Annotated in this window: 16 protein-coding genes and 4 tRNA genes; 9 read left to right on the top strand and 11 right to left on the bottom strand. The window is 41.3% G+C overall.

Translation table 11 applies throughout. The features are described from left to right. Nucleotides 1-400 precede the first annotated feature (400 nt). A complete protein-coding gene (gene nrfA / locus FCV43_RS01390; protein WP_170961579.1) occupies nucleotides 401-1834 on the top strand; it encodes an ammonia-forming nitrite reductase cytochrome c552 subunit in 1434 nt (477 codons plus the stop codon). Nucleotides 1835-2228: 394 nt separating this feature from the next. After that, the gene (locus tag FCV43_RS01385) at nucleotides 2229-2540 is read left to right on the top strand and encodes a DUF1330 domain-containing protein (RefSeq protein ID WP_136993792.1); all 312 of its coding nucleotides are present in this window, start codon (nucleotides 2229-2231) and stop codon (nucleotides 2538-2540) included. Nucleotides 2541-2639: 99 nt separating this feature from the next. Here the strand turns inward: FCV43_RS01385 and FCV43_RS01380 are convergent, their stop codons facing one another. After that, nucleotides 2640-3281, bottom strand: a complete 642-nt coding sequence (locus FCV43_RS01380; RefSeq protein WP_136993791.1) for a TPR domain-containing protein — start codon at nucleotides 3279-3281, stop codon at nucleotides 2640-2642. A 170-nt stretch (nucleotides 3282-3451) separates the two neighbouring features. Then, nucleotides 3452-6106 carry a DNA topoisomerase (ATP-hydrolyzing) subunit A gene (gyrA, locus tag FCV43_RS01375; protein ID WP_136993790.1) on the bottom strand — a complete coding sequence of 885 codons (2655 nt, stop codon included), beginning with the start codon at nucleotides 6104-6106 and terminating at the stop codon, nucleotides 3452-3454. 336 nt (nucleotides 6107-6442) lie between these two features. On the opposite strand from gyrA, the gene ubiG reads away from it, so the two are divergent. The 4 genes from ubiG (at nucleotide 6443) to yfaE (ending at nucleotide 11448) form a co-directional block, all read left to right on the top strand. Then, entirely contained in the window at nucleotides 6443-7180 is a 738-nt protein-coding gene (gene ubiG, locus FCV43_RS01370; protein ID WP_084654926.1) for a bifunctional 2-polyprenyl-6-hydroxyphenol methylase/3-demethylubiquinol 3-O-methyltransferase UbiG, read from the top strand. Between the two features lie 486 nt (nucleotides 7181-7666). Then, a complete protein-coding gene (nrdA, locus tag FCV43_RS01360) occupies nucleotides 7667-9949 on the top strand; it encodes a class 1a ribonucleoside-diphosphate reductase subunit alpha (protein ID WP_136993789.1) in 2283 nt (760 codons plus the stop codon). An 87-nt stretch (nucleotides 9950-10036) separates the two neighbouring features. Beyond that, nucleotides 10037-11170, top strand: coding sequence for a class Ia ribonucleoside-diphosphate reductase subunit beta (nrdB, locus tag FCV43_RS01355; protein WP_017054562.1), 1134 nt, complete (start codon nucleotides 10037-10039; stop codon nucleotides 11168-11170). Further along, nucleotides 11170-11448 (top strand): class I ribonucleotide reductase maintenance protein YfaE, encoded by a 279-nt coding sequence (yfaE, locus tag FCV43_RS01350; RefSeq protein WP_136993788.1) that lies wholly within the window; start codon nucleotides 11170-11172, stop codon nucleotides 11446-11448. Before nrdB ends, yfaE begins: the two co-directional genes overlap by 1 nt. A gap of 124 nt (nucleotides 11449-11572) precedes the next feature. On the opposite strand, the gene FCV43_RS01345 is transcribed toward yfaE, so the two are convergent. Both FCV43_RS01345 and FCV43_RS01340 read right to left on the bottom strand, forming a co-directional pair. Next, entirely contained in the window at nucleotides 11573-11821 is a 249-nt protein-coding gene (locus FCV43_RS01345) for a hypothetical protein (RefSeq protein ID WP_017054564.1), read from the bottom strand. 232 nt (nucleotides 11822-12053) lie between these two features. Next, the gene (locus FCV43_RS01340) at nucleotides 12054-13295 is read right to left on the bottom strand and encodes a CinA family nicotinamide mononucleotide deamidase-related protein (protein ID WP_017054565.1); all 1242 of its coding nucleotides are present in this window, start codon (nucleotides 13293-13295) and stop codon (nucleotides 12054-12056) included. 216 nt (nucleotides 13296-13511) lie between these two features. Here FCV43_RS01340 and FCV43_RS01335 point away from each other — a divergent pair, with 216 nt between their 5' ends. The 3 genes from FCV43_RS01335 (at nucleotide 13512) to FCV43_RS01325 (ending at nucleotide 16444) form a co-directional block, all read left to right on the top strand. Beyond that, the gene (locus FCV43_RS01335; RefSeq protein ID WP_040887335.1) at nucleotides 13512-14396 is read left to right on the top strand and encodes a DUF3943 domain-containing protein; all 885 of its coding nucleotides are present in this window, start codon (nucleotides 13512-13514) and stop codon (nucleotides 14394-14396) included. A gap of 213 nt (nucleotides 14397-14609) precedes the next feature. Beyond that, a complete protein-coding gene (locus FCV43_RS01330; protein ID WP_017054567.1) occupies nucleotides 14610-15122 on the top strand; it encodes a glycine cleavage system protein R in 513 nt (170 codons plus the stop codon). A gap of 101 nt (nucleotides 15123-15223) precedes the next feature. Continuing rightward, nucleotides 15224-16444 carry a diguanylate cyclase domain-containing protein gene (locus FCV43_RS01325; protein WP_136993787.1) on the top strand — a complete coding sequence of 407 codons (1221 nt, stop codon included), beginning with the start codon at nucleotides 15224-15226 and terminating at the stop codon, nucleotides 16442-16444. A 77-nt stretch (nucleotides 16445-16521) separates the two neighbouring features. On the opposite strand, the gene nspC is transcribed toward FCV43_RS01325, so the two are convergent. The 7 genes from nspC to FCV43_RS01290 all read right to left on the bottom strand — a co-directional run bounded on the left by nspC (nucleotide 16522) and on the right by FCV43_RS01290 (nucleotide 23169). Then, complete coding sequence (gene nspC, locus FCV43_RS01320; RefSeq protein ID WP_136993786.1) at nucleotides 16522-17655, bottom strand: carboxynorspermidine decarboxylase; 1134 nt, start codon at nucleotides 17653-17655, stop codon at nucleotides 16522-16524. 72 nt (nucleotides 17656-17727) lie between these two features. Beyond that, the gene (locus tag FCV43_RS01315; RefSeq protein ID WP_017054570.1) at nucleotides 17728-18972 is read right to left on the bottom strand and encodes a carboxynorspermidine synthase; all 1245 of its coding nucleotides are present in this window, start codon (nucleotides 18970-18972) and stop codon (nucleotides 17728-17730) included. Continuing rightward, entirely contained in the window at nucleotides 18972-21869 is a 2898-nt protein-coding gene (locus FCV43_RS01310; protein WP_136993785.1) for a pyridoxal phosphate-dependent class III aminotransferase, read from the bottom strand. The genes FCV43_RS01315 and FCV43_RS01310 overlap by 1 nt, the downstream gene beginning before the upstream one ends. A gap of 831 nt (nucleotides 21870-22700) precedes the next feature. Continuing rightward, nucleotides 22701-22776 (bottom strand) — tRNA-Gly (locus FCV43_RS01305). 34 nt (nucleotides 22777-22810) lie between these two features. After that, a tRNA-Leu gene (locus tag FCV43_RS01300) sits at nucleotides 22811-22897 on the bottom strand. 96 nt (nucleotides 22898-22993) lie between these two features. Continuing rightward, nucleotides 22994-23069, bottom strand: a tRNA-Gly gene (locus tag FCV43_RS01295). Nucleotides 23070-23095: 26 nt separating this feature from the next. Next, nucleotides 23096-23169: transfer RNA gene (locus FCV43_RS01290), tRNA-Cys, on the bottom strand. Nucleotides 23170-23456 lie beyond the last annotated feature (287 nt).

Here is a 23456-nt window from a genome sequence, read left to right as displayed (position 1 = left end):
ATGTACCTTTAGAATGGTATATTGCCAAATCTAAATGATATCAATTCTTATTTTGGATAAGCCACAACGCTATAAGTAAATATAATAACTCTATAGTAGTAGAATATATATATACACCTCTCAAATTAGTGACCTATTTCACCTTATTAATATAATGGTCATATCTCTAACTATATGAACTATTTGAAGAAACAAGCTTAATAACTACCCCTTTAGGGTTATACGGAACCAGATGTGACATGGATCACTATTGATATTTGATCTAAGACAATTCTAGATATAATTGCTAATAAATGTTTCAAGATATGTACTATTATTTCAACAACTCTCCAGTTCTTATTTGGAATATAGCCAGTTCACAACGCTTGTTATAAAAAATCTAGAATACGGAGATATTATTTTGAAAAAGCACTGGATACGTAATTCGGCTGCAACCTTACTGATGGTAACCACCTCTTTAGTTGGTTTCGCCAGTTTTGCAGCATCAGAAGAAAAAGAAATTGGTGACCCACGAAATACCCAATTTGAACAAAACCACCCAGACCAATACCAAACTTGGAAGCAAACATCTGAAAGTGAAGTGCTGGAAGATGCCCTAAAAAGCGATCCAAATATGGTTATCATGTGGGCTGGCTACGGTTTTGCAAAAGATTACAACAAAGCTCGTGGTCACTTTTACGCAGTAGATGATGTCCGCCAAACACTAAGAACAGGCGGACCAACAGATGGAAAAACGGGTCCAATGCCAATGGCATGTTGGAGCTGTAAAAGCCCTGATGTAGCTCGTTCAATTGAAGATCGTGGTGAAGATGGATACTTCGAAGGCAAATGGGCACGTTTAGGTAATGAAATCGTTAACCCTATCGGCTGTTCTGATTGTCACGATACGAAAAGCGATGAATTCAAAAATGGCGAGCCTGCATTAAAAATCACTCGTCCGTATGTTGAACGTGCTTTTGACACCATCGGCAAAAACTTTGATCATCAGTCCCGCTTAGATCAACAATCTTCTGTTTGTTCTCAGTGCCACGTAGAATACTACTTTACTGGCCCAACAAAAGGCGTCAAATTCCCGTGGGATAACGGCACAAAAGTTGAAGAGATGGAAGAGTACTACGATGCATTAGGCTTTAAAGATTGGACGCATAAAGTATCGAAAGCACCAATGCTAAAAGCACAGCACCCAGGCTTTGAAACATGGCGTGAAGGTATTCACGGCAAAAATAAAGTTGCTTGTGTTGATTGTCACATGCCAAAAGTCACCAAAGAAGATGGCACTGTCTTTACTGATCATAAAGTAGGCAACCCATTTGACCGTTTCGATGACACATGTGCGCAATGTCATACTCAAAGTAAAGAACAAATGCAAAGTATTGTTGCGACTCGTAAAACACAAGTGACAAACATGAAGCTAACCGCTGAAAAGCAAATTGTGGCAGCACACTTTGAGGCGGGCGCAGCATGGGATGCTGGTGCAACAGAAGCTGAAATGAAACCTATCCTACAAGATATTCGCCATGCACAATGGCGCTGGGACTACGCTATCGCTTCTCACGGTGTTCATATGCATGCTCCTGAAGTAGCACTTGAAGTTCTAGGTACTGCAGTTGACCGTGCCGCTGATGCGCGTACTAAGCTAATTCGCCTACTTGCGAAGAAAGGCATTACGGAACCTGTTCAAATCCCTGATATCTCTACCAAAGCAAAAGCTCAAAAAGCACTTGGTATGAATATGGATAAGATGAATGCTGATAAGAAGAAATTCTTAGAAACCATCGTTCCACAATGGGAAGAGCAAGCTGAAAAACGTGAAGCGGGCTACGACTACAAATAGATCGTTCGCAAGCTTACGCACAATAAGCAATAAGCAATAAGCAATAAGCAATAAGCAATAAGCAATAAGCAATGTTGTTCCAAAAACCAGCCCTCGTGGCTGGTTTTTTTATTCCTAGCGAAAAGAGAGTTAAGTTCGATTCGCTAATATCACTTAAAGTCATTTCTTCTTTGGTACTATTTATTCATATCAAATAAGAAGCAAACAATAAGTATATTAAGACACATTCTCATTACGGTTTTGTTCGTATTCATATCAAGACAAATTCTATTATGGTCGTTTCAACCCATAATCATTGGATATTATTCCCCTTTTGAACCGCGACTATTTCCTGCAATATAAATAAATATCTACTCTATAATTAAACCAAAATCCAAATAAGAGAATCTATATTATGACGGTATTTTTCATTTTAAATTATGATGTTTCAGATCCAGAACAGTATTCACTTTACAACCCAGGTTCGATTGGCATCACGGCAGCGACGATTGCTAAACACGGGGGAGAAATCCTTGTTGCTACAAATGAAGGGCAAGTGGTTGATGGGGAAATGGCTCAGATGAAGGTTGTGGTTCAATTTCCAAATAAAGAAGCCGCACTCGCCTGGCACGACGACCCAGAATACGCAAAAGTGAAGCAAATTAGACTGAACTCAACGACAAACATCAACTCATTTATCGTAGATAAGTTGGTGTTACCAGAATAGAACAATGAACAACTTAGGTGAATAAATAGCTTAAGTGAATGAATAGCACTCAACTTCCAATTTAGGAGCAAATTCTAGATTGGAAGTTGTATCTAAGCTTCAATTGTTAACCAACTCCTTGGCTCGGTTAATCGACTGAATCAAGTTCACTCTATCTACTTCTTGTCTTTCTGAGTCCAGAATCTTTGTCCATGTATCTATCGCGAGTTGATAACGGAAACTGATAAAGTGATCATTTGCGACTAACATTAAACCCGTTTGGTTTTGTGGATCTAATTCAAAAGCAGCATCTAACAGTGCAACAACATCCGAACTCATTTGTTGCGAGCTAACGTAATAAAGTGCTGTTGCTTTTGCCGCATATTGACTTGCAGTTGGGCTCTCACTGAGTCGAATTGCGTAATCAAAACACGTCAGCGCCGATTGAAAATCATTTTCAAGAACGTAACCATGGCCAAGTTGAAACCACAGCTCGCCTTGATTAGGATCTTGTGTGAGTTGAGCTTGCAACTCCTCCTTCAATGTCATCATTTTCTGACTAGAGTGCTTAACTGGGGTATCCACTGCGACAGTTTGTACTGGCTGACGTAAGACAGACCAAGCGATCACACTTAACCCTACGACCCCGACGCCTAACGCTAGAGAGTACTTCTTCTGTTCCCCTTTTGGCGTCATAGCATAGATAAAACCAACGATAAATATACATGTCACAGTGATAAAAACGAATGTCCACTGTTGCATCATCTTTCCTCTCACTCTAATTATCAGTTTATGGTATATCAATTAGGCACTTACAATCTGTTTTTGCTTGTAAATTGTAAGATTGATCAATAAAAGTCATGTATTTTATGGATAAAAAAACCGAGCACAAAGGCTCGGTTTTTGGGGAGAATGCTCAGTGAGTCTTGAGACTACTCTTCGCTATCGCCACCTTCAGTCGGAGCTTCCGGTTGGTCAGAAGATTCAGCGATATCACTAGCAGGTTGTTCACCTTCAGCAATATGACCTTCTACATCTTCGCCGTCCAAAACTTCAGACTCTTCGACTTCATCAATGCGTTGTAAACCAACTACATTTTCGTCTTCAGTCGTGCGGATTAGCGTCACACCTTGAGTGTTACGACCAACTTGGCTAACTTCAGAAACACGTGTACGAACTAGAGTACCAGCGTCGGTGATCATCATCATCTCATCACCTTCCTCAACTTGTACCGCGCCAACAACTGGGCCATTTCTATCTGATACTTTGATAGAAACTACACCTTGTGTTGCACGACCCTTCGTTGGGTACTCAGCAAGCGTCGTTCGCTTACCGTAACCATTTTGCGTTACAGTTAGAATGTCGCCTTCATTTGAAGGAACAATCAGAGACACAACTTGGTCATCTTCCGCTAGCTTCATGCCACGTACACCAGACGCAGTACGTCCCATGCTACGAACCTTATCTTCACTGAAGCGTACCACTTTACCCGCTTTAGAGAACAGCATGATGTCACTTTCGCCGTCAGTAATGTCAACACCAATCAGTGAATCTTCGTCGCGTAAGTTAACCGCAATTAAGCCGTTTGAACGAACGTTAGAGAAGCTTGCTAATGATGTCTTCTTAACGGTACCGTCACCAGTTGCCATAAAGATAAACTTATCTTCAGTAAACTCAGTAACTGGTAGGATAGCCGTGATACGTTCATTTTCTTCAAGTGGAAGAATGTTGACGATTGGCTTACCACGAGCGGTTCGGCTCGCTTGAGGCAATTGATATACTTTCAAGCGGTACGTTTTACCACGAGTAGAGAAACATAAGATATTGTCGTGAGTGTTAGCAACAAGCAAACGCTCAATGTAATCCTCATCTTTCATCTTAGTTGCACTCTTACCTTTACCACCACGGCGCTGAGCTTCGTAGTCGCTAAGGATTTGATATTTCACGTAACCTTCGTGAGAAAGCGTCACTACCACATCTTCTTGAGTGATAAGATCTTCCATATCAATATCGTGCATTGCCGCTGTGATTTCTGTACGACGAGGGTCGCCAAAACCGTCACGAACTGCTTCTAGCTCTTCACGAATAACTTCCATCAAGCGTTCAGTGCTAGCAAGAATATGCATAAGTTCAGCAATAACTTCGAGCAAATCTTTATATTCATCTAAGATTTTCTCGTGTTCTAGGCCTGTTAGTCTGTGTAAACGCAGTTCTAGAATCGCCTGAGCTTGTTGCTCAGTTAAGAAGTATTGACCGTCACGAATACCAAATTGATCTTCTAACCAATCTGGACGAGCCGCGTCAGTACCTGCACGTTCAAGCATAGAAGCAACATTACCCAAATCCCATCCGCGAGAAACCAGACCAACTTTTGCTTCAGCTGGTGTTGCTGCGTTACGAATAAGTTCGATGATTTCATCGATATTGGCTAATGCTAGTGCTAGTGCTTCAAGGATATGAGCACGATCACGAGCTTTTTTAAGTTCGAAGATAGTACGACGAGTTACAACTTCACGACGGTGATCAACGAAACACTTGATCATCTCTTTTAGGTTAAACAATTTCGGCTGGCCATTATCAAGCGCAACCATATTGATACCAAAAGTCGTTTGAAGCTGAGTTTGAGAGTAAAGATTGTTTAGAACAACTTCGCCCACAGCGTCACGCTTACATTCGATAACAATACGCATACCGTCTTTATCAGACTCGTCACGTAGTGCACTAATGCCTTCAACTTTTTTGTCTTTTACCAATTCTGCGATCTTTTCAATCAAGCGAGCCTTGTTCACTTGATACGGGATTTCAGTGACAATAATGGTCTCTTTACCATTCTTCTCAACTTCAATATCCGCTTTTGAACGCATGTAAACTTTACCACGACCCGTTTTATAAGCATCAATGATGCCTTTACGTCCGCTGATCATAGCGGCCGTCGGGAAATCTGGGCCTGGGATGAATCCCATTAGCTCATCGATAGTAATGTCTTCATCATCAATAAACGCTAGGCAACCATCTACCACTTCACCTAAGTTATGCGGTGGAATATTCGTTGCCATGCCTACTGCGATACCAGAAGCACCGTTAACCAATAGGTTTGGAATTTTTGTTGGTAAAACCGCAGGGATTTGCTCAGTACCATCGTAGTTAGGTACGTAATCTACCGTTTCTTTTTCTAAGTCAGCCAAAAGCTCATGAGCAATTTTCGACATTCGAACTTCGGTATAACGCATCGCCGCCGCTGAATCACCATCGATCGAGCCAAAGTTACCTTGACCGTCGACCAACATGTAACGAAGTGAGAATGGCTGTGCCATACGTACAATTGTATCGTATACCGCACTATCACCATGTGGGTGATATTTACCGATTACGTCACCCACTACACGGGCAGATTTTTTATATGCTTTGTTCCAATCATTACCAAGTACATTCATCGCGAACAATACGCGTCGGTGTACTGGTTTTAGGCCATCACGCACATCTGGAAGAGCACGACCAACGATAACTGACATCGCATAGTCTAGGTATGAACCTCGAAGCTCATCTTCAATGTTTACGGGCGTGATCTCTTTAGCTAGATCGCTCATAGAGCCATTTTCCCTCTATAGTCTGATCGTATTTTTAATACGTACAAGACCAAAAAATATAACACAAATTTACCTGATTCGGCATCACTTTCATCGCCCTTTTATCATGTTGTGAGCTTGGTGGCGAATCAATTGGTGAAAAATTGCACTGACGATTCATATCTTACTGAAAGTAGGTTGTTTTGCAGTCAATATAAATACATATTCTTGGACATTATGTCACCACATTCAAAAACGACAATAACGCAATCGAGCATCATGGTTGCATTCTTTAATCTGACGTTAGACTATTACACCCATTCAGCACTTATTGTGAAACAACCTATGACGAAAAATATGATCAAAGATCAAGCATCAAACATCAGTTCTGGCAAACCTCAAAATGTCGATCCGTTAGAAATTAAGAAATTTGAAGATATGGCTTCTCGTTGGTGGGATCTCGAAGGTGAGTTCAAACCTCTACATCAAATCAACCCGCTGCGTCTAAATTATGTTTTAGAAAAAGCCGACGGTGTTTTTGGCAAGACGATTCTTGATGTTGGCTGTGGAGGTGGCATTCTTGCTGAAAGTATGGCTAAAGAGGGCGCGATTGTTACTGGGTTAGATATGGGCAAAGAACCATTAGAAGTCGCACGATTACATGCATTAGAAACGGGAACAAAGCTCTCGTATATTCAAAGCACCATTGAGGATCACGCTCAAAGCCATCCCCATCATTACGATGTCGTCACTTGCATGGAGATGCTCGAACATGTGCCCGACCCACTCTCTATTATCCAGTCATGCGCAAAATTAGTGAAACCTGGTGGCCATGTCTTCTTCTCTACTCTCAACCGTAATATTAAATCTTATCTATTTGCCATTGTCGGTGCTGAGAAACTATTAAAAATCGTTCCGGACGGAACTCACAACCATGACAAATTTATCCGTCCAGCCGAGCTCATCAAAATGGTAGACCAAACACCATTGCAAGAATTAGGGATCACAGGTCTACATTACAACCCATTAATGGACACTTATCGCTTAGGCCCAAATGTCGATGTGAACTACATTGTCCATACTCGATTAGTGTGATTTATCTTTCTCAAAAATATCTCTGAACTGAGTTGCAATTATCATATTTTTGATGCTCAGTTCAGCCTATTTTTCGTGCTCTAGATTCCATTTTGACCAACCCGTTTTTATTTTAACCACCACAAATCTGTTGCTCAGTTTCGTTCAAAGATCAAGGAATTTATTTTTGTAAATGGTCAAATTAAAAGCATCAGCAAACCATCCATTTCATTCAATCAAGTGCGCCCTGTTACCATCAGTTAGTGGTTACTAACTGTTTTTTTTCTTTCCCCTACTTATCCACAGCCCTGTCCAAAACTGCTCCTTGAAAATAATCATAGATAGCACTATCTTGTAGCCACGAAACAACTTACCCCTATATCTTGTGTTTAGTCTACAATATATGGGTAGATTCAGATCACAAAGCCGCAGCGCAATTTACAATAATTGCAAACAAAAACACTCAAAATACGGCTTTTATCAGTTTTGTTAGGGAACTAAAGCAGAATGAACCAACAACTCACTGTCACCAAGCGTGATGGACGTAAAGAAAGCATTGATCTTGAAAAGCTACACCGTGTTATCACATGGGCAGCAGAAGGCCTTCATAACGTATCCGTATCTCAAGTAGAACTGAAAGCTCACATTCAGTTTTATGACGGTATTACTACTTCGGATATCCATGAGACCATCATTAAGTCAGCCGCAGATTTAATCTCTGAAGAGACACCTGATTATCAATACTTAGCCGCGCGTCTAGCAGTATTTCACCTTCGTAAAAAAGCATATGGCCAATACGAGCCACCCGCTTTATACGATCATGTCTCGCGTTTGATTGACATGGGTAAGTATGATCAACACATCATGCAAGACTATACTCGCGAAGAGCTTAACCAACTTGATGGCATCATTGATCACCGCCGTGATTTGGATTTCTCTTATGCCGCCGTTAAGCAGCTTGAAGGTAAATACTTCGTTCAAAACCGTGTAACTAAAGAAATTTACGAGAGTGCTCAATTCTTGTATATCTTGGTTGCTGCGTGTTTATTTGCGAAATACCCAAAAGAGACACGCCTTGATTACATTAAGCGCTTCTATGATGCGGCTTCAACATTCAAGATCTCGTTACCAACACCAATTATGTCTGGTGTTCGTACTCCTACGCGCCAGTTTAGCTCATGTGTACTTATCGAATGTGGTGATAGCCTAGATTCAATCAATGCAACGGCGAGCTCAATTGTACGTTACGTATCTCAGCGTGCTGGTATCGGTATTAATGCAGGTCGTATCCGCGCTTTAGGCTCTGAAATCCGTAATGGTGAAGCTTTCCATACTGGTTGTATACCTTTCTATAAATATTTCCAAACTGCGGTAAAATGTTGCTCTCAAGGTGGCGTTCGTGGTGGTGCGGCAACCGTATTTTATCCACTGTGGCATGGTGAAGTTCAATCTCTATTAGTGCTTAAAAACAACCGTGGTGTTGAAGAGAACCGTGTTCGTCATATGGATTACGGTGTTCAGTTGAACAAACTGATGTACTCACGTTTGGTTGAAGGCGGAAATATCAGCCTATTCTCACCATCTGATGTACCCGGTCTTTACGATGCGTTTTTCGAAGATCAAGATGAATTTGAACGTCTGTATGTTAAATACGAAAACGATGCTTCTGTAAAACGAGAAACCGTTCGTGCAGTAGAACTATTCTCTCTCCTTATGCAAGAGCGAGCATCAACGGGTCGTATTTATATTCAGAACGTCGATCACTGTAATACTCATAGTCCATTTGACTCAAAAGTTGCGCCAGTTCGTCAATCAAACTTATGTTTGGAGATCGCTCTGCCAACTAAACCATTAACGAATGTTGATGATGACAGCGGTGAAATTGCACTTTGTACGCTTTCAGCATTTAACCTTGGGGCCATCGATTCTTTAGATGATCTTGCTGAACTGTCTGAACTTGTGGTTCGTGCTCTTGATGCTCTACTTGACTACCAAGACTACCCTTTGCCAGCGGCTTACAAGTCAACAATGAATCGCAGAACATTAGGTGTGGGTGTTATCAACTACGCTTACTACCTTGCGAAAAATGGTGTTAAGTACTCTGATGGCAGCGCAAACGCTCTGACTCACCGTACATTCGAAGCTATTCAATATCACTTGCTTAAAGCGTCTGTTGAACTCGCGAAAGAGCAAGGTAAATGCCCTCTTTTTGACGAAACAAATTATGCGAAAGGTTTACTGCCAATCGATACGTACAAAAAAGATATCGATCTAATTTGTGATGAAGAGCTTCATTATGATTGGGATACTTTACGCCAAGAGATCATGACGCACGGCCTACGAAATTCAACATTAACAGCTTTAATGCCGTCAGAAACATCATCTCAAATATCGAATGCAACCAATGGTATCGAACCACCTCGCGGTTTTGTATCAGTGAAAGCATCGAAAGATGGTATTTTGAAGCAAGTTGTTCCTGATTTCGCTAATTTGAAAGACAACTATGAGTTGCTTTGGAATATTGGTTCAAACAATGGTTACCTTCACTTAGTTGGCATCATGCAGAAGTTTGTTGACCAAGCTATCTCTGCTAACACCAACTATGATCCAAGTGCTTATGACAGCGGTAAAGTACCAATGAAGAAGCTGTTACAAGACTTACTAACAGCCTATAAGTTCGGTGTGAAGACGCTTTATTATCATAACACTCGTGATGGTGCTAAAGATGACCAAGGTGACACTGCTCAGCCGGAAGATGATGATTGCGAAGGCGGCGGTTGTAAAATTTAACACCAATGTAGCCTACCCAACCACGGTAGGCTTTATTGCTTCAATCTAACGACTAGGTTGATAAGTTCACAAGATTTAGAGGTTCACATGGCCTACAGTACATTTTCTCAAAATAAAAACGATCAACTAAAAGAACCAATGTTCCTTGGTCAATCAGTAAACGTTGCACGCTACGACCAACAGAAGTTTGAAATTTTCGAAAAACTGATTGAGAAGCAACTCTCTTTCTTCTGGCGTCCAGAAGAAGTTGATGTATCAAGCGACCGTATTGACTACAACAAACTACCAGATCATGAAAAGCATATTTTCATCTCTAACTTGAAATACCAAACTTTATTGGATTCAATTCAAGGACGTAGTCCAAACGTGGCTTTGCTTCCTTTAGTGTCACTACCTGAAGTCGAAACTTGGATCGAGACTTGGTCTTTCTCTGAAACGATTCACTCTCGCTCTTACACTCATATCATTCGTAACATCGTCAATGATCCAAGTGTTGTATTTGACGATATCGTAGAAAATGAAGAGATCTTAAAGCGCGCGAAAGACATCGCTCACTATTATGACGATTTGATTGCGACATCAAATGACTACCACCGTTATGGCGTAGGCAAGCACGATATTAATGGCGAAACAGTCGATGTAAACCTTCATAACTTGAAGAAGAAACTTTACTTGTGCCTAATGTCCGTGAATGCACTTGAAGCAATCCGCTTCTACGTAAGTTTTGCCTGCTCATTTGCCTTTGCAGAACGTGAGTTGATGGAGGGTAACGCAAAAATCATCAAGCTGATTGCTCGTGATGAAGCGCTTCATCTAACAGGTACTCAGCATATGATTAATATTCTGCGTAATGGTCAAGATGATTTCTCTTTCATGCAGATTGCAGAAGAGTGTAAGCAGGACTGTTTTGACTTGTTTAAAGCCGCTGCCGAACAAGAGAAAGAGTGGGCAGAATATCTATTTAAAGACGGTTCAATGATTGGTTTGAACAAAGACATTCTATGTCAGTATGTTGAATACATTACCAATATTCGTATGCAGGCTGTCGGTTTAGGCATCGCTTACCCACATGCGACTTCGAATCCAATTCCATGGATCAACGCTTGGTTATCATCAGACAACGTACAAGTTGCGCCTCAAGAAGCAGAAATTAGCTCTTACCTCGTAGGTCAAATTGATAACGAAGTAAGTGCGGATGACTTCGAAGGTTTTGAACTGTAATGCCAGCACTCAAAATTAACGGCTTGACCTCTATCCAGTCTAACTCATCTAGCACTCTACTTGAGGCCATGGAGCAATCAGGGCTGACCCCTGAGTATAATTGCCGAGATGGTCATTGTGGCGCATGTCGCTGCAAACTAGAATCTGGTGAGGTCGAGTATGTTGGTTTTGCAATGGCATATACGAACGATGACGAGATCTTACCTTGTGTCTGTCGAGCAAAAACTGATGTTGCGTTAAGTAGTGTGAACTATTCGGTCAGAAAACAGCGAGCTTAGATTCCATCTGATTTGCTAAATTTTACACCTCGGCTAAGTATTCGACCCTTCAAGACTTCCAAAAACGAAAGAGCCAACGCCTCACCGCGCTGGCTCTTCTTTTTTATTTATTACTCGTTTAACGTTATCCCACTTTAGTTTCGAGCAAGATCATATCCGCCGTATCGACTGAAACTGATTTATCCCCAATGTGTTTTCCATCATCATCAAACAGTGACAACCGATAACCTTGCTTAGGAAGTTGATGAAATGAACTCGGAAAACCACGCCATAATGAGACAATGTCTCCCTTGGCGCTATTGAAAATCTCCCCTAATACCACTTCCTGACTTGCGATTTGATACAAAACTTTTATTTTTGATTGTTGCTGCATCCTTGCCTCCAGTCTCACTATCCATTGATGAGTACTAGAGTCAGTTTAACCGTTTATTTTTTATTCGCGCGTATCAAAAGTGAGACATAAAAATCATCCTCATAAAATCATTGAGTTAAGCGATAGATCGATTACTTATAGATAATTAAGATAAAGATTAAAAAAAGATAAGCTGATTTATCATCGGCTTACCTTTTTCGGCGCACAAAATTACAGCGAGCTGACTATGCGGTTAAGCTTGAATAACACTCACGGGTATAAACAGCTCTTTTATCCTATTCAGTGAACCATACTGAACAAACATCGGCTTACCTTCAAGGTGACGCCTCAACATATCTGACGCCACTGTACTGATGACTTTTCGAGCATCATTGCGGTTGTAGTCTCTTTTAAACTCAAGAACCTGCCCCCATTCACCAGTTTGTGTTGCTAGTGCAACTGAAAATTGATTTTCCTCTATTTTTCCAGTAACTAACGCAATATCAGTCGCACACTTTTCTCGTGTAGCCGCTGCTAAAGCAAACGCCGCGGCTAAAGGGTCTCCCCCATCACCAGGGGATTCATTTAACGAGCTCATTATCCATGAATGCCCACAACAGCTTTCAATAAGCTCATCACTCTGTAACCAAGAAGATAAGGAGCCTCTTGTGGATTGCTCTGAAATCGACAATGTCTTCTTTTGATCAACCAATAAATGCCCTAAGTGCGTCAACATAGGTTCATCTACACTGACAACATGAGCTTCTAGCAGCTTATAGATCATCTGCAGTAGTTTTATCCGAACTTCTAACCCATCTTTAGGGCCAAATAACTTGACCTCAATAAAAGGTAAATATGAACGATAGCCAAGTTCGTAGCCAGCAGGTAACTTAAGTTGATCTAATGAATCAGAAATCCCTGACTCTGACAAACCAAAAGTAAATAAACGGCTGCATTCAGACTGCTCAACGTCTGGTTGAGACATCTTCAAATCGGGCAATATTTGATCTTGTACCATTCGCTTGAATTCACTAGGTACACCAGGAGTAAAATAGAAAATCGCATCGTTAATTTTCATTTTAAAGCCACAAGCAGTGCCTATCGGATTATCAATAATCTCGGAATTACTTGGCAACATCGCTTGTTTTAAGTTGCTGTCTGGCATTACCACACCTCTAGCACTAAACATCGCTTCAAGTTTTTTCAGCCAATCACTAAACAATACCAATTTTTCGCCAGAAGCATTAGCAGCAGCGGCAGCACTCATATCGTCAGTTGTTGGCCCCAAACCGCCATTTACGATAATCACATCGTAATTAAAGCTCAGCATTAAAAACTCTTCTGTGAGAGCACTAAGCTGATCACCAACGGTTGATCGCTTAGATAGCCCAAAACCGTGTTGATAGAATTTACTCGATAACCATGCAGCATTTGTATCAACAATGTCACCATGAAGGACTTCCTCACCAGTACTCAACATTGCAATTTTCAACATAATATATTCCTTTGGTGCACGATGACTTAATCGGGCATTGATACTCTGGGGGTATTTAAATGTCGCTGATCTAGTATCAGACAACGCTTTTACACAATAAGTTTCAGAAAAATTACCTATTTAGTGTTTTCAAGCATGCTCTATTCATGGATAATTGCGATCTTGATCGTAATAACCCACTCTTTGGAGCAATCCGTGTCAAAGCAAACCGTATTAATGAAAACTATTGCAGGACTAGCACTGTCATCTTCTGTAACAGTCCACGCAAACAGCAATATTAGCCAAGATATTGAGTTTTCCTATACCGTTGATTGCAAACAAGAGTTTTGCCTAGATAATAACTCTTATCGTTACAACACAAGCAATTCTTATGCCCTAACGTCAGATCAAAGCTTAGATTTTTCAGAACCTGAACTGCCTTTGTATATGAATCCTCGCAGTGAGAAAGATTGGGACTACTTGAAAGGTCAAACTTACACAATTTTAGGTCTTAGCGTTGCGACTGTAGGTTTGATGACTTTACTTCCTGAAAGTATCACCAAATGGGATGCTGAAGATCGTGACTTAAGCAATATTGGCAGCAAATGGAAAGATAACGTGACTTCAGGCCCTACATGGGACCGCGATGAACACTTCCTTAACTACATTGCTCACCCATATTTTGGTGGTGTTTATTACACTGCTGCTCGCCATGCTGGGTTTAATGAGTTTGAGTCATTCATGTACTCGTTCACTATGTCCACATTTTTCTGGGAATATGGTGTAGAAGCCTTTGCAGAAGTACCTTCATGGCAAGATATTTTCATTACTCCTTTCTTTGGTGCTGTTGCTGGTGAAATCATGTTCGAAACAGAACAAGAGATTGTGGCGAATGGTGGTGAAGTAATGGGGTCTGAAACCGTTGGTGACGTATCACTCTTTTTCCTAAACCCAGTCGGTCATATCCATTACTGGGTAAGTGATGCATGGGGCGGTGAAGCCGAATTCAGCTTTAACAATAAGCCTTGGGGTAATAATCAAGATGCTGCCAAGTTTGCCCTTGATGCTGGTGCCGCGTACGACAATCAGTATTACGGCGTTGATTTAAAAATCACTTTTTAATATAAACATCTTCAATTTAAGCGGCACTCTGTTGCCGCTTTTTTGTGTCTGAGTTTTGATATTTGAGATTCCGACCTTCGCTTAGGCCAAAAAATTGATATTCATCAACTATTCCTACCACAGACCTTCTACACTAAAACCAAGGATATAAATAAAATAGTTATCAACCAGTAGGTTAGATGTATGACTGGTATTTAGAAGAGGGAATAAAATATGAATAGTACATTTATTGTAAATTTCGTCGGTAAAGCCTCACCAGCAACCATAAAAGAACTTGCAGCCACAACTCACGAAAATGGTGGTAAATGGTTGATAAGCAAGGTTAATTTCATAGAAAGCCAAGTAGCCGCGGTGATTAAAATTGAACTTCCCGAAGCCAATGCCGAAACCGTCAAAGCCGCATTTAAAGCACAAAAAAATTTAATGGTCGATATCGTTGATTCAGCAAGCACTGCACATGAAGTTGATACCATCTATCAACTACGACTTGATTCAAATGATCGAGCTGGCATCGTGAATGAAATTACACACGTTTTGGATGGACAGGGAATCAGTATTTTAGATATGGATTGCCAACGGGTATTCATCGCTGGTGGTGGTGGTGTGAGTTCGAGCTTATTCACATCGACTCTATCGATTCGCTTACCTGTGGATGTACAAATAGAAGATGTGGCAAGTGAACTGGAAGCATTAAGCGAAGATACACGAGTAATTTTAGAAGCATAACCATACAGGGTCTGAATAATTACGCCCCATTATGGATACTATTTGATATACCGTTCGCCATTCGATAGAATATCGAACGGTAAAAAAGGTATCCAATTATAATGAAATCGTTAAAGTGTTTATTGGTTAAGAATATTACGTCTGTAATATTTATTTATATTCTCTCTGTATCTTGCCTATTCCTCATCGGTAGCCAATATTATAAAGATTCCACTTATAACCGTATCGCACAAGATACGGCTATCATATACAGCAATACACTTTCACTTTTACATCAATATTACTCTGATGAAATTCTTCCGAGAGCTAAAGCATCAGGAGCAAAAACAAGTTTAAATTACTTAGATAATGATCATGATTTGCCTTTCCCTATCACATTCAGCAATGCTTTTGGTCAACGATTAAACAAGCAACTTTCTGATGTATCCGTTGAAATTTATAGCCAATATCCATTCGAAAATAGAAAAGACAGACAACTTTATGATTCTCAGAAATCTGCTCTTACTTATTTTGAACAAGGAAATACCGAAGATATTTTCAAGTATGAAAAAATGGATAGCGGCGAAAAAAACATGATCACCTTGATCACACCTATTTATATGTCAAAACCATGCCTTAACTGCCATAACGCCAAGTCAGATTACACTGGTATAACTTGGAAAGATGGCGACTTTCGTGGTGTTCGAGAAATCAGTTTCCCAGTTTCAACCGAAAATATATTCGAGAGTGACTACACCTGTTTAAGCGTAATCGTTGCCCTACTTGTATCTATCAGTGGTGTTTTTTTAGTTTTACCTTTAGTGAAACAACTTAAAGTATCTTTGAAACAGTCTCAAAGCCTCATGTCCGAGTTAGAATTCCAAGCTTGCCATGACCCGTTGACGAAGATATCGAATCTAAACCAACTCACGAAGATGATGGACTTAGCTCTAAAGGACTCAACAAGTAACAATATCGGACTGTTATTTATCGATCTCAATAAATTTAAATACATCAATGATACATGGGGGCACGCTGCTGGAGATCGAGTATTAACCCGTTGCGCTCAAACGTTAAAAAATATGATTAAAACGGAATATACACTTGCAAGAATAGGCGGTGACGAGTTTGTCATCATGATCCCGAATATAATACACGATGACGAAACAGAGCAGTTAGCTTCAAGAATAACAAAAGCGATGACCACCACAGTAGATTTTAATGGGCTAGATATCTCATATTCAGCCTCAATTGGTCATGTTGTACACACCAAAGCAGAAACGTCGGCGGATATGTTACTGAGCGCGGCTGATCATGAGATGTACAAAAATAAAAACAGCTAACAGAGCAGCGAATTGGAAAATACAAATTAGAGCAGCTCATTAGCTGCTCTTTTTATTTCTATGAATAATAAATTCTGTTATTTAACCGACCATTGCGACAATGAACGTTTAAAGTCTTGATAACCAAATTCATTCAGCATCTGAACCTCACCATTGCTGCGCTCGCAATAGATTGATGGCATTTTAAGGCCATTGAACCAGTTCAGTTTCACCATGGTGTAACCCGCACTGTCCAACAGATGCAGCTTTTGACCAATGTTCAGTGGCTCGTCAAAGCTTGCTTCACAGAACTGGTCGCCTGCAAGGCACGAACATGAACCAATCACATAATCATGGCTACCACTTTCAGACGCTTCTAATACTGATGCTGGCTCGTTATAGATAAGCGTATCAAGACGGTGTGCCTCAGTAGCTGAATCCACAATCGCCGTTTTTTTACCATTCTCAACAATATCCACAACGGTAACCACGAGATCCGTTGTTTTGGTGATAATCGCTTCACCTGGCTCAAGATACAGTTGTACACCATGACGCTCTGCAAACTCTTTTAATGCTAAGCCTAACGTATCTATATCGTAGTCTGGCCACGTGAAGAAAACACCACCACCTAAACTCACCCACTCTAGCTCATCAAGGTATTTTCCGAATTGAAGCGAGATAGAGTCAAGTAACCCTTTGAATGCAGTAACACTTTTATTCTCACAGTTCATATGGAACATGACACCATTCAGTGAGTCAAAAACGGCAGGATTGATTTGATCTGCCTGGACGCCTAAACGTGAAAACTGACGCGCAGGATTGGCTAGATCTTGTCCTGCATAGCTCACTCCCGGATTTAAACGCAGCCCAATTGATGCTTTGTCTTCTACAATATGACGGTACGCAGCCAATTGGCTCTGGGAATTAAAGATCATTTTATCGCAAATATCAGCGACTTCACGCACGTCATCTTCACTGTAGCCCACACTATAAGCATGAGTTTCTCCACCAAAGGTCTCATGTCCAAGCTTCACTTCATATGGACCGCTACTGGTTGTCCCATCAAGATAGGGTTTGATAAGATCAAACACGCCCCACGTAGAAAAGCATTTCAAAGCCAATACTAACTTAACGCCTGAAATATCTTTCAAGTACTTCGCTTTTTCCAAATTTGCAACTAGCTTACTCTCATCAATCATAAAGTAAGGGGTTTTCAATTCACTCTTCTGCATCTTTATATCACTATTTAAATCGAACAAAGCCGATGTTCAACATCGGCTTGGAAGCAAATAATCTCTCAGTGATTATTTAAGAATATTGATATGCGGCTGACCGGGCTCTAGCTCTTGAACATGCCAATCTAGACCGATTTCAGGCATTGTTGCTAGGAACGGGTCTGGGTTTAGCTGTTCCATGTTGAACACGCCTTTGTCAGCCCATTCGCCACGGAAGAATTGCAGTGCTGCCGTGATCGCTGGTACACCAGTCGTGTATGAAATCGCTTGGTGCTCTACATCTTCATAAGCCACTTCGTGGTCTGCATTATTGTAGATGAACACACTACGCTCTTTGCCATCTTTCTTACCTTGAACCCACGTACCGATACACGTTAAGCCAGTGTATCCCGGAGCAAGTGAGGTTGGGTCTGGCAGTAGCGCTTTAAGTACATGCAGAGGTTGAACAACCGTACCATCATGCAAAGTCAGTGGATCTGGGCTCAATAAGCCAATGTCACGCATGCAATTGAAGTAGTTCAGGTATTTGTCGCCGAATCCCATCCAAAACTCAATACGTTTAGCTGGGATAAACTCTTGCATCGAGCGGACTTCATCATGTGCCATTGAGTACACTTTATGGCTACCACAATTAGGGAAATCAAATTCCAACATACGAGTGTGGCAAGGGACTTGTTTCCACTCTTCGTTTTCCCAGTAGAAAGAGTCGCCCTGGATCTCTAACATGTTGGTTTCAGGATCAAAGTTTGTCGCAAACTTCTTACCGTGATCGCCATTGTTAACATCCATGACATCGATGGTGTCAATTTCATCGAACAAATGCTTAACCGCATAAGCAGCAAAAACACTCACAACACCAGGATCAAAGCCTGCACCTAAAATGCCAGTAATACCCGCTTTTTCGAACTTCTCACGGAAGCCCCACTGCCAATCATAAGCTTGAGGAACTTGTTGCCCTTCAGAACAAAGATCCACCGCCACTGAAGTATCTAAATATGACACCTTAGCCTGTAAACACGCTTCCATAATGGTGATATTAACCCATGGAGGACCCGCGTTGATAACCAAATCTGGTTGTACTTCTTTAATTAATGCCACTAACGCTTCAACATCATCCGCATCGACTGCTCGAGCTTCTAATTTTTTCGATGGATCTTTAAGATTGTTTTTACCTTTGATTGATTCAATGATTTTCTCACACTTCGAAATGGTGCGTGATGCAATCGTGATATCACCAAGTACTTCATTATTTTGTGCCGCTTTGTGTGCAACAACCCAACCAACGCCACCTGCGCCAATTTGTAAAATAGACATTATTTATTTCCTTTTTCTACTAACTCAATGGCTAGTGTTTTAATCTTTGTAAGAAGTGAATCAAAATCTGATAGCGCAAGGCATGGATTCAAAATGGTAAATTTGAGCGCTGAATGCCCATCAACAACCGTTTCTCCCAACACTGCAACCCCTTTAGTTAGAGCCTCAAGCCTTAGATTTTTATTTAGCTGATTCAGATCTATGCAGTTCTTCGGTGTACTACGGAAAAGTACCGTAGAGAGAGAAGGCTCCGCGAGCAATTCAAAATCATTGCAGCCTCGCACTAAATCCGCAACGTCCAGCGTTTGCGCCAATAAATGATCGTACATTTGACCTAAAACTTGTGGCCCAACGTTTTGCATCGTCATGAAGACTTTTAGCGCATCGAATCTTTTCGTTGTCGCGATAGATTTATCGACTAAATTAGGTAGTTCATCATGCTCACGATTTAGGTAATCAGCGTGATGAAGCAGATATTTAAAATTCGTTTTATCTTTAATTAACACTGCTCCACAACTGATGGTTTGGAAGAACAGTTTATGGAAATCAACACTGACTGAATCAGCACGTTCAATGCCAGATAAACGAGTTTTTGAACCGCTAAGGATCAGTGCGCCGCCGTAAGCACTATCAACATGAAACCAAATCGAGTGCTGCTGCGCGATATCTGCAAGAGTGCTGAGATCATCAATCGCACCGTGGTCGGTGGTTCCCGCTGTTCCCACTAAAGCAAACGGGATCAGCCCTTCAGATTTAAGCTCTTCTATCGTGTCGATGAGTGCATCTGTTTTAATCGTGCCGTTAGGATGCGTATCCACACACGCCACTGACTTTTCTCCGAGACCTAATAACGATGCGGATTTCTGAACAGTAAAATGCGACTTGTTGGAACACAAAATACGTAACTTAGACGCATATTCAGGTAGTCCCAACTTTTGAATCGAGTGCTGATCGAACTTGTCGGCAATCCAATCTCGGGCTATTAGAAGCCCCATAAGGTTGCTCTGAGTGCCACCACTGGTGAAGACCCCATCGGCTTTCTCACCTAAATCGAATTTATCACACACCCAATCTACAACGCGTTGCTCAACATATGTTGCTGAAGAAGCTTGATCCCAAGAGTCCATTGATTGATTCAACGCAGCGATGATTGATTCAGCGGCAACAGATGAAAGTAAAGGCGGCGTATGTAGATGAGCGATGCAATCTGGGTGCTGAACGAATATTGAGTTTTTTGCCACAAGCTCGGCAGTGTCATCAATCACGTCTGCGAGTACTGCATTCTTGCTGTTCAAATTAACGTTATTGATTGCAGTTTCAAGATCAAGAGGATCCATTGCCGAATAGGGTGTTTCTACTTGCTCAAACACAGATTTCATCGCTTGAGTGGTATGATTCATTACCGTTGCAAATTCTTGGCTACCAAATTCACCGGTGTGAATGAAGTGCTTTTTCCATGCTAGGTTTTCAGGCGTATTTGTCACCCCACCGCCTGATGCAATGATCGCCTCTTCTATTACTTTTAATGCAAAGTCGATCTGCTCAAACGAAATAATCAACGGCGGCAAGAAACGAATTACCGATCCATCACGTCCGCCTTTTTCGATCATCAACCCACGCTCTAATGCCGCACGTTGAATCGCAAGCGTTAAGTCGCCATCTGAAGCAGGCTCACCAAATTTATTACGCTCGCCTGATGGCTGAACAATTTCGAGCCCGAGCATTAAACCTTTTCCGCGAACTTCACCGATGCAATTAACCTTGCTCTGAATTTTTTCAAGCCCTGAGCGTAAGTACTGCCCTGCAATTTTAGCGTGTTCGACAAGGTTATCTCGCTCAATGATCTCTAGTGCTTTAGCACCAGACACCATAGCTAATTGATTACCACGGAATGTTCCAGTATGTTCACCCGCTTTCCAGGTATCGATCTCTTTGCTAAACACTAAGAGAGACATTGGTAAACCGCCACCAATGGCTTTCGATAAGCAGAGTATATCTGGCGTAATTCCCGCCTCTTCAAATGCAAAGCGATGACCAGTTTTACCTACACCACATTGGATCTCATCTAAGATAAGTAAAATTCCATGCTCAAGAGTAATTCGACGTAACTCTTTAAGCCAGAATGCAGGGGCAGGAATAACACCGCCTTCACCTTGAACTGGCTCAACAATGATCGCTGCCGGTTTCATGATACCCGCTTCATCATCATTCAATAATCGTTCAATGTATCGAATGCTCTGCTTGGCACCTTCATCGCCGCCAATACCAAAAGGACAGCGCAAATTATATGGGAATGGCATAAAGTGAACGTCAGACATTAAACCCGTTCTACGCGCTTTGGTGCCTAAGTTCCCCATCAGTCCCATGGTTCCGTTAGTCATCCCATGATAAGCACCACGGAATGCAAACATGGTATTACGACCTGTTGTTTGCTTAGCAAGTTTGATGGCAGCTTCCACAGCATCGGCCCCTGAGGGACCACAAAACTGAATCGATGAATTATGTGAAAAATCTTGAGGCAGAAATGCTTTCACCTGTTTGATGAAATGATTTTTAACCTCAGTAGTAATATCTAAAGTTTGATACGGTAATCCGGAGTCAAGCTGAGATTTCAGTGCTTGATTGATCTCCGGGTGATTATAACCAAGAGCCAAGGTTCCAGCTCCGGCAAGACAATCTAAATAAATTTGACCGCGCGTATCTTCAACCAATGCACCAAATGCACGCTTGATTGCAATAGGCAGACGACGAGGATAAGAACGGACTTCTGATTCATGCTCAGCCTGGTCCAGCAACGCTTGGTCAAGCGTAAGATCATATAGTCCGTCAGTCACCGGGACTTGAATAGAAACTAAGGCATCAACACTCGATGCGTTGATATCAAAAACTGTACTCATACAAATACCTAAATATATAAGCCCTAAATTACGTTTATATTAGTGTGTAATAATAATTTTAGGGTAGCTAAAGCGCCGGATCTGCATATTGCGGATTCGGGAAAACGGTCATTCAACGATGACGAATTTAAACTTCAGGCGATCAAGGTTCTGTAATGATGCTACAGGTTGGAAGTATAAAGCTGATTTTTAAAAGCAGTTTAATTGAGTTCAATGTTGGGTTTCCCATTAACATGATGCATCGCACCATTAGTATCCCGTCTATTAGTTAAAAGGCTTAACTAATACCTACCCTACGCAGTTTCACAATCAGCAGAATGCTCACTACGCGTCTCCCCCAGATTCATTCCGAGATTGGGCGGAAAAGTAACATAAACAATAATGCGATTGCAATTTTTTAATGACAAGGTTGTTAAAGCCAACATTCTTTGGACAAATAAAGAGCAGATCATCTTTAGAATAAATTCTTAACCTGTTAACGACAGCGGAAAAAAAACGGGGATTTCTATCAGGGCAATTTACTTTCTGTCTAATTATACCAATCACAGTAAGTAGATGGTCATAAAAAGCGTAGGAAAAAATGCTTGAGAACAAGGCAGAAATTTTCGATAAGTAGTTATTCTACAATCAAAATTTCTAACGCCGTTATCGAGTATTTTAACAAGCTAGGATGACCAGTTATTTACTACGATTGGTATTAATGAGAGCGACACACAAGATCCCTCTCTTCAAAACATTAGGCGTGACCTCACCCTGGGTAAGGTTGCGCACCCAATCTATTTATTTCAGACGAAAAAAAGCCCAATCATTTCTGATCGGGCTTCTTCAATTTGGAGCGATACATCGGGTTCGAACCGATGACCTCAACCTTGGCAAGGTTGCGCTCTACCAACTGAGCTAGTATCGCATTGCTGCATTCATAGAATGCAGACTTTTATAGATGGTGCCCCGGGCCGGACTTGAACCGGCACAGCGCGAACGCCGAGGGATTTTAAATCCCTTGTGTCTACCAATTCCACCACCAGGGCACGCAATTCTTTATTGCGATGCTCCTAACCAGTAACTCAATGAAGAGTGGTTAGACACCATCTTATGTATCGTCGCCATAACGCTACATTCAAATTTGGAGCGATACATCGGGTTCGAACCGATGACCTCAACCTTGGCAAGGTTGCGCTCTACCAACTGAGCTAGTATCGCATTTCATTCTTCTTTAAAAGAGAGAATGGAGGCGCCTCCCGGAGTCGAACCGAGGTCCACGGATTTGCAATCCGCTGCATAGCCACTCTGCCAAGGCGCCTTTATCACCGTTAAGTTGCTCACTTATTTCGTTGAGCTCCTCTTGGGTACGGGATGCATTTTACGGATTAGAGCAGTTGAGTCAACACTATTTTTTCTATTTTCAGACTGTTTGGCTACTAAACATTCAAAACGTGCCAAATTGGTCAGTTTACTAGCAACTAAACCTCCATATTGGAGAAGATAACTGCTAGCAACTTAGAAAATGAGAGTAAGAAAGTGCATTCTCCTACTCAATCACAGAAGTCATCACCTTAAAACCAATAGACTAAAACAAAAAAAGCGAAC

Source organism: Vibrio genomosp. F6, from assembly GCF_005146325.1.
GTDB lineage: Bacteria > Pseudomonadota > Gammaproteobacteria > Enterobacterales > Vibrionaceae > Vibrio > Vibrio cortegadensis.
The sequence above is the reverse complement of the archived record's forward strand: the minus strand, read 5'-3'. Positions and strand labels throughout refer to the sequence as shown.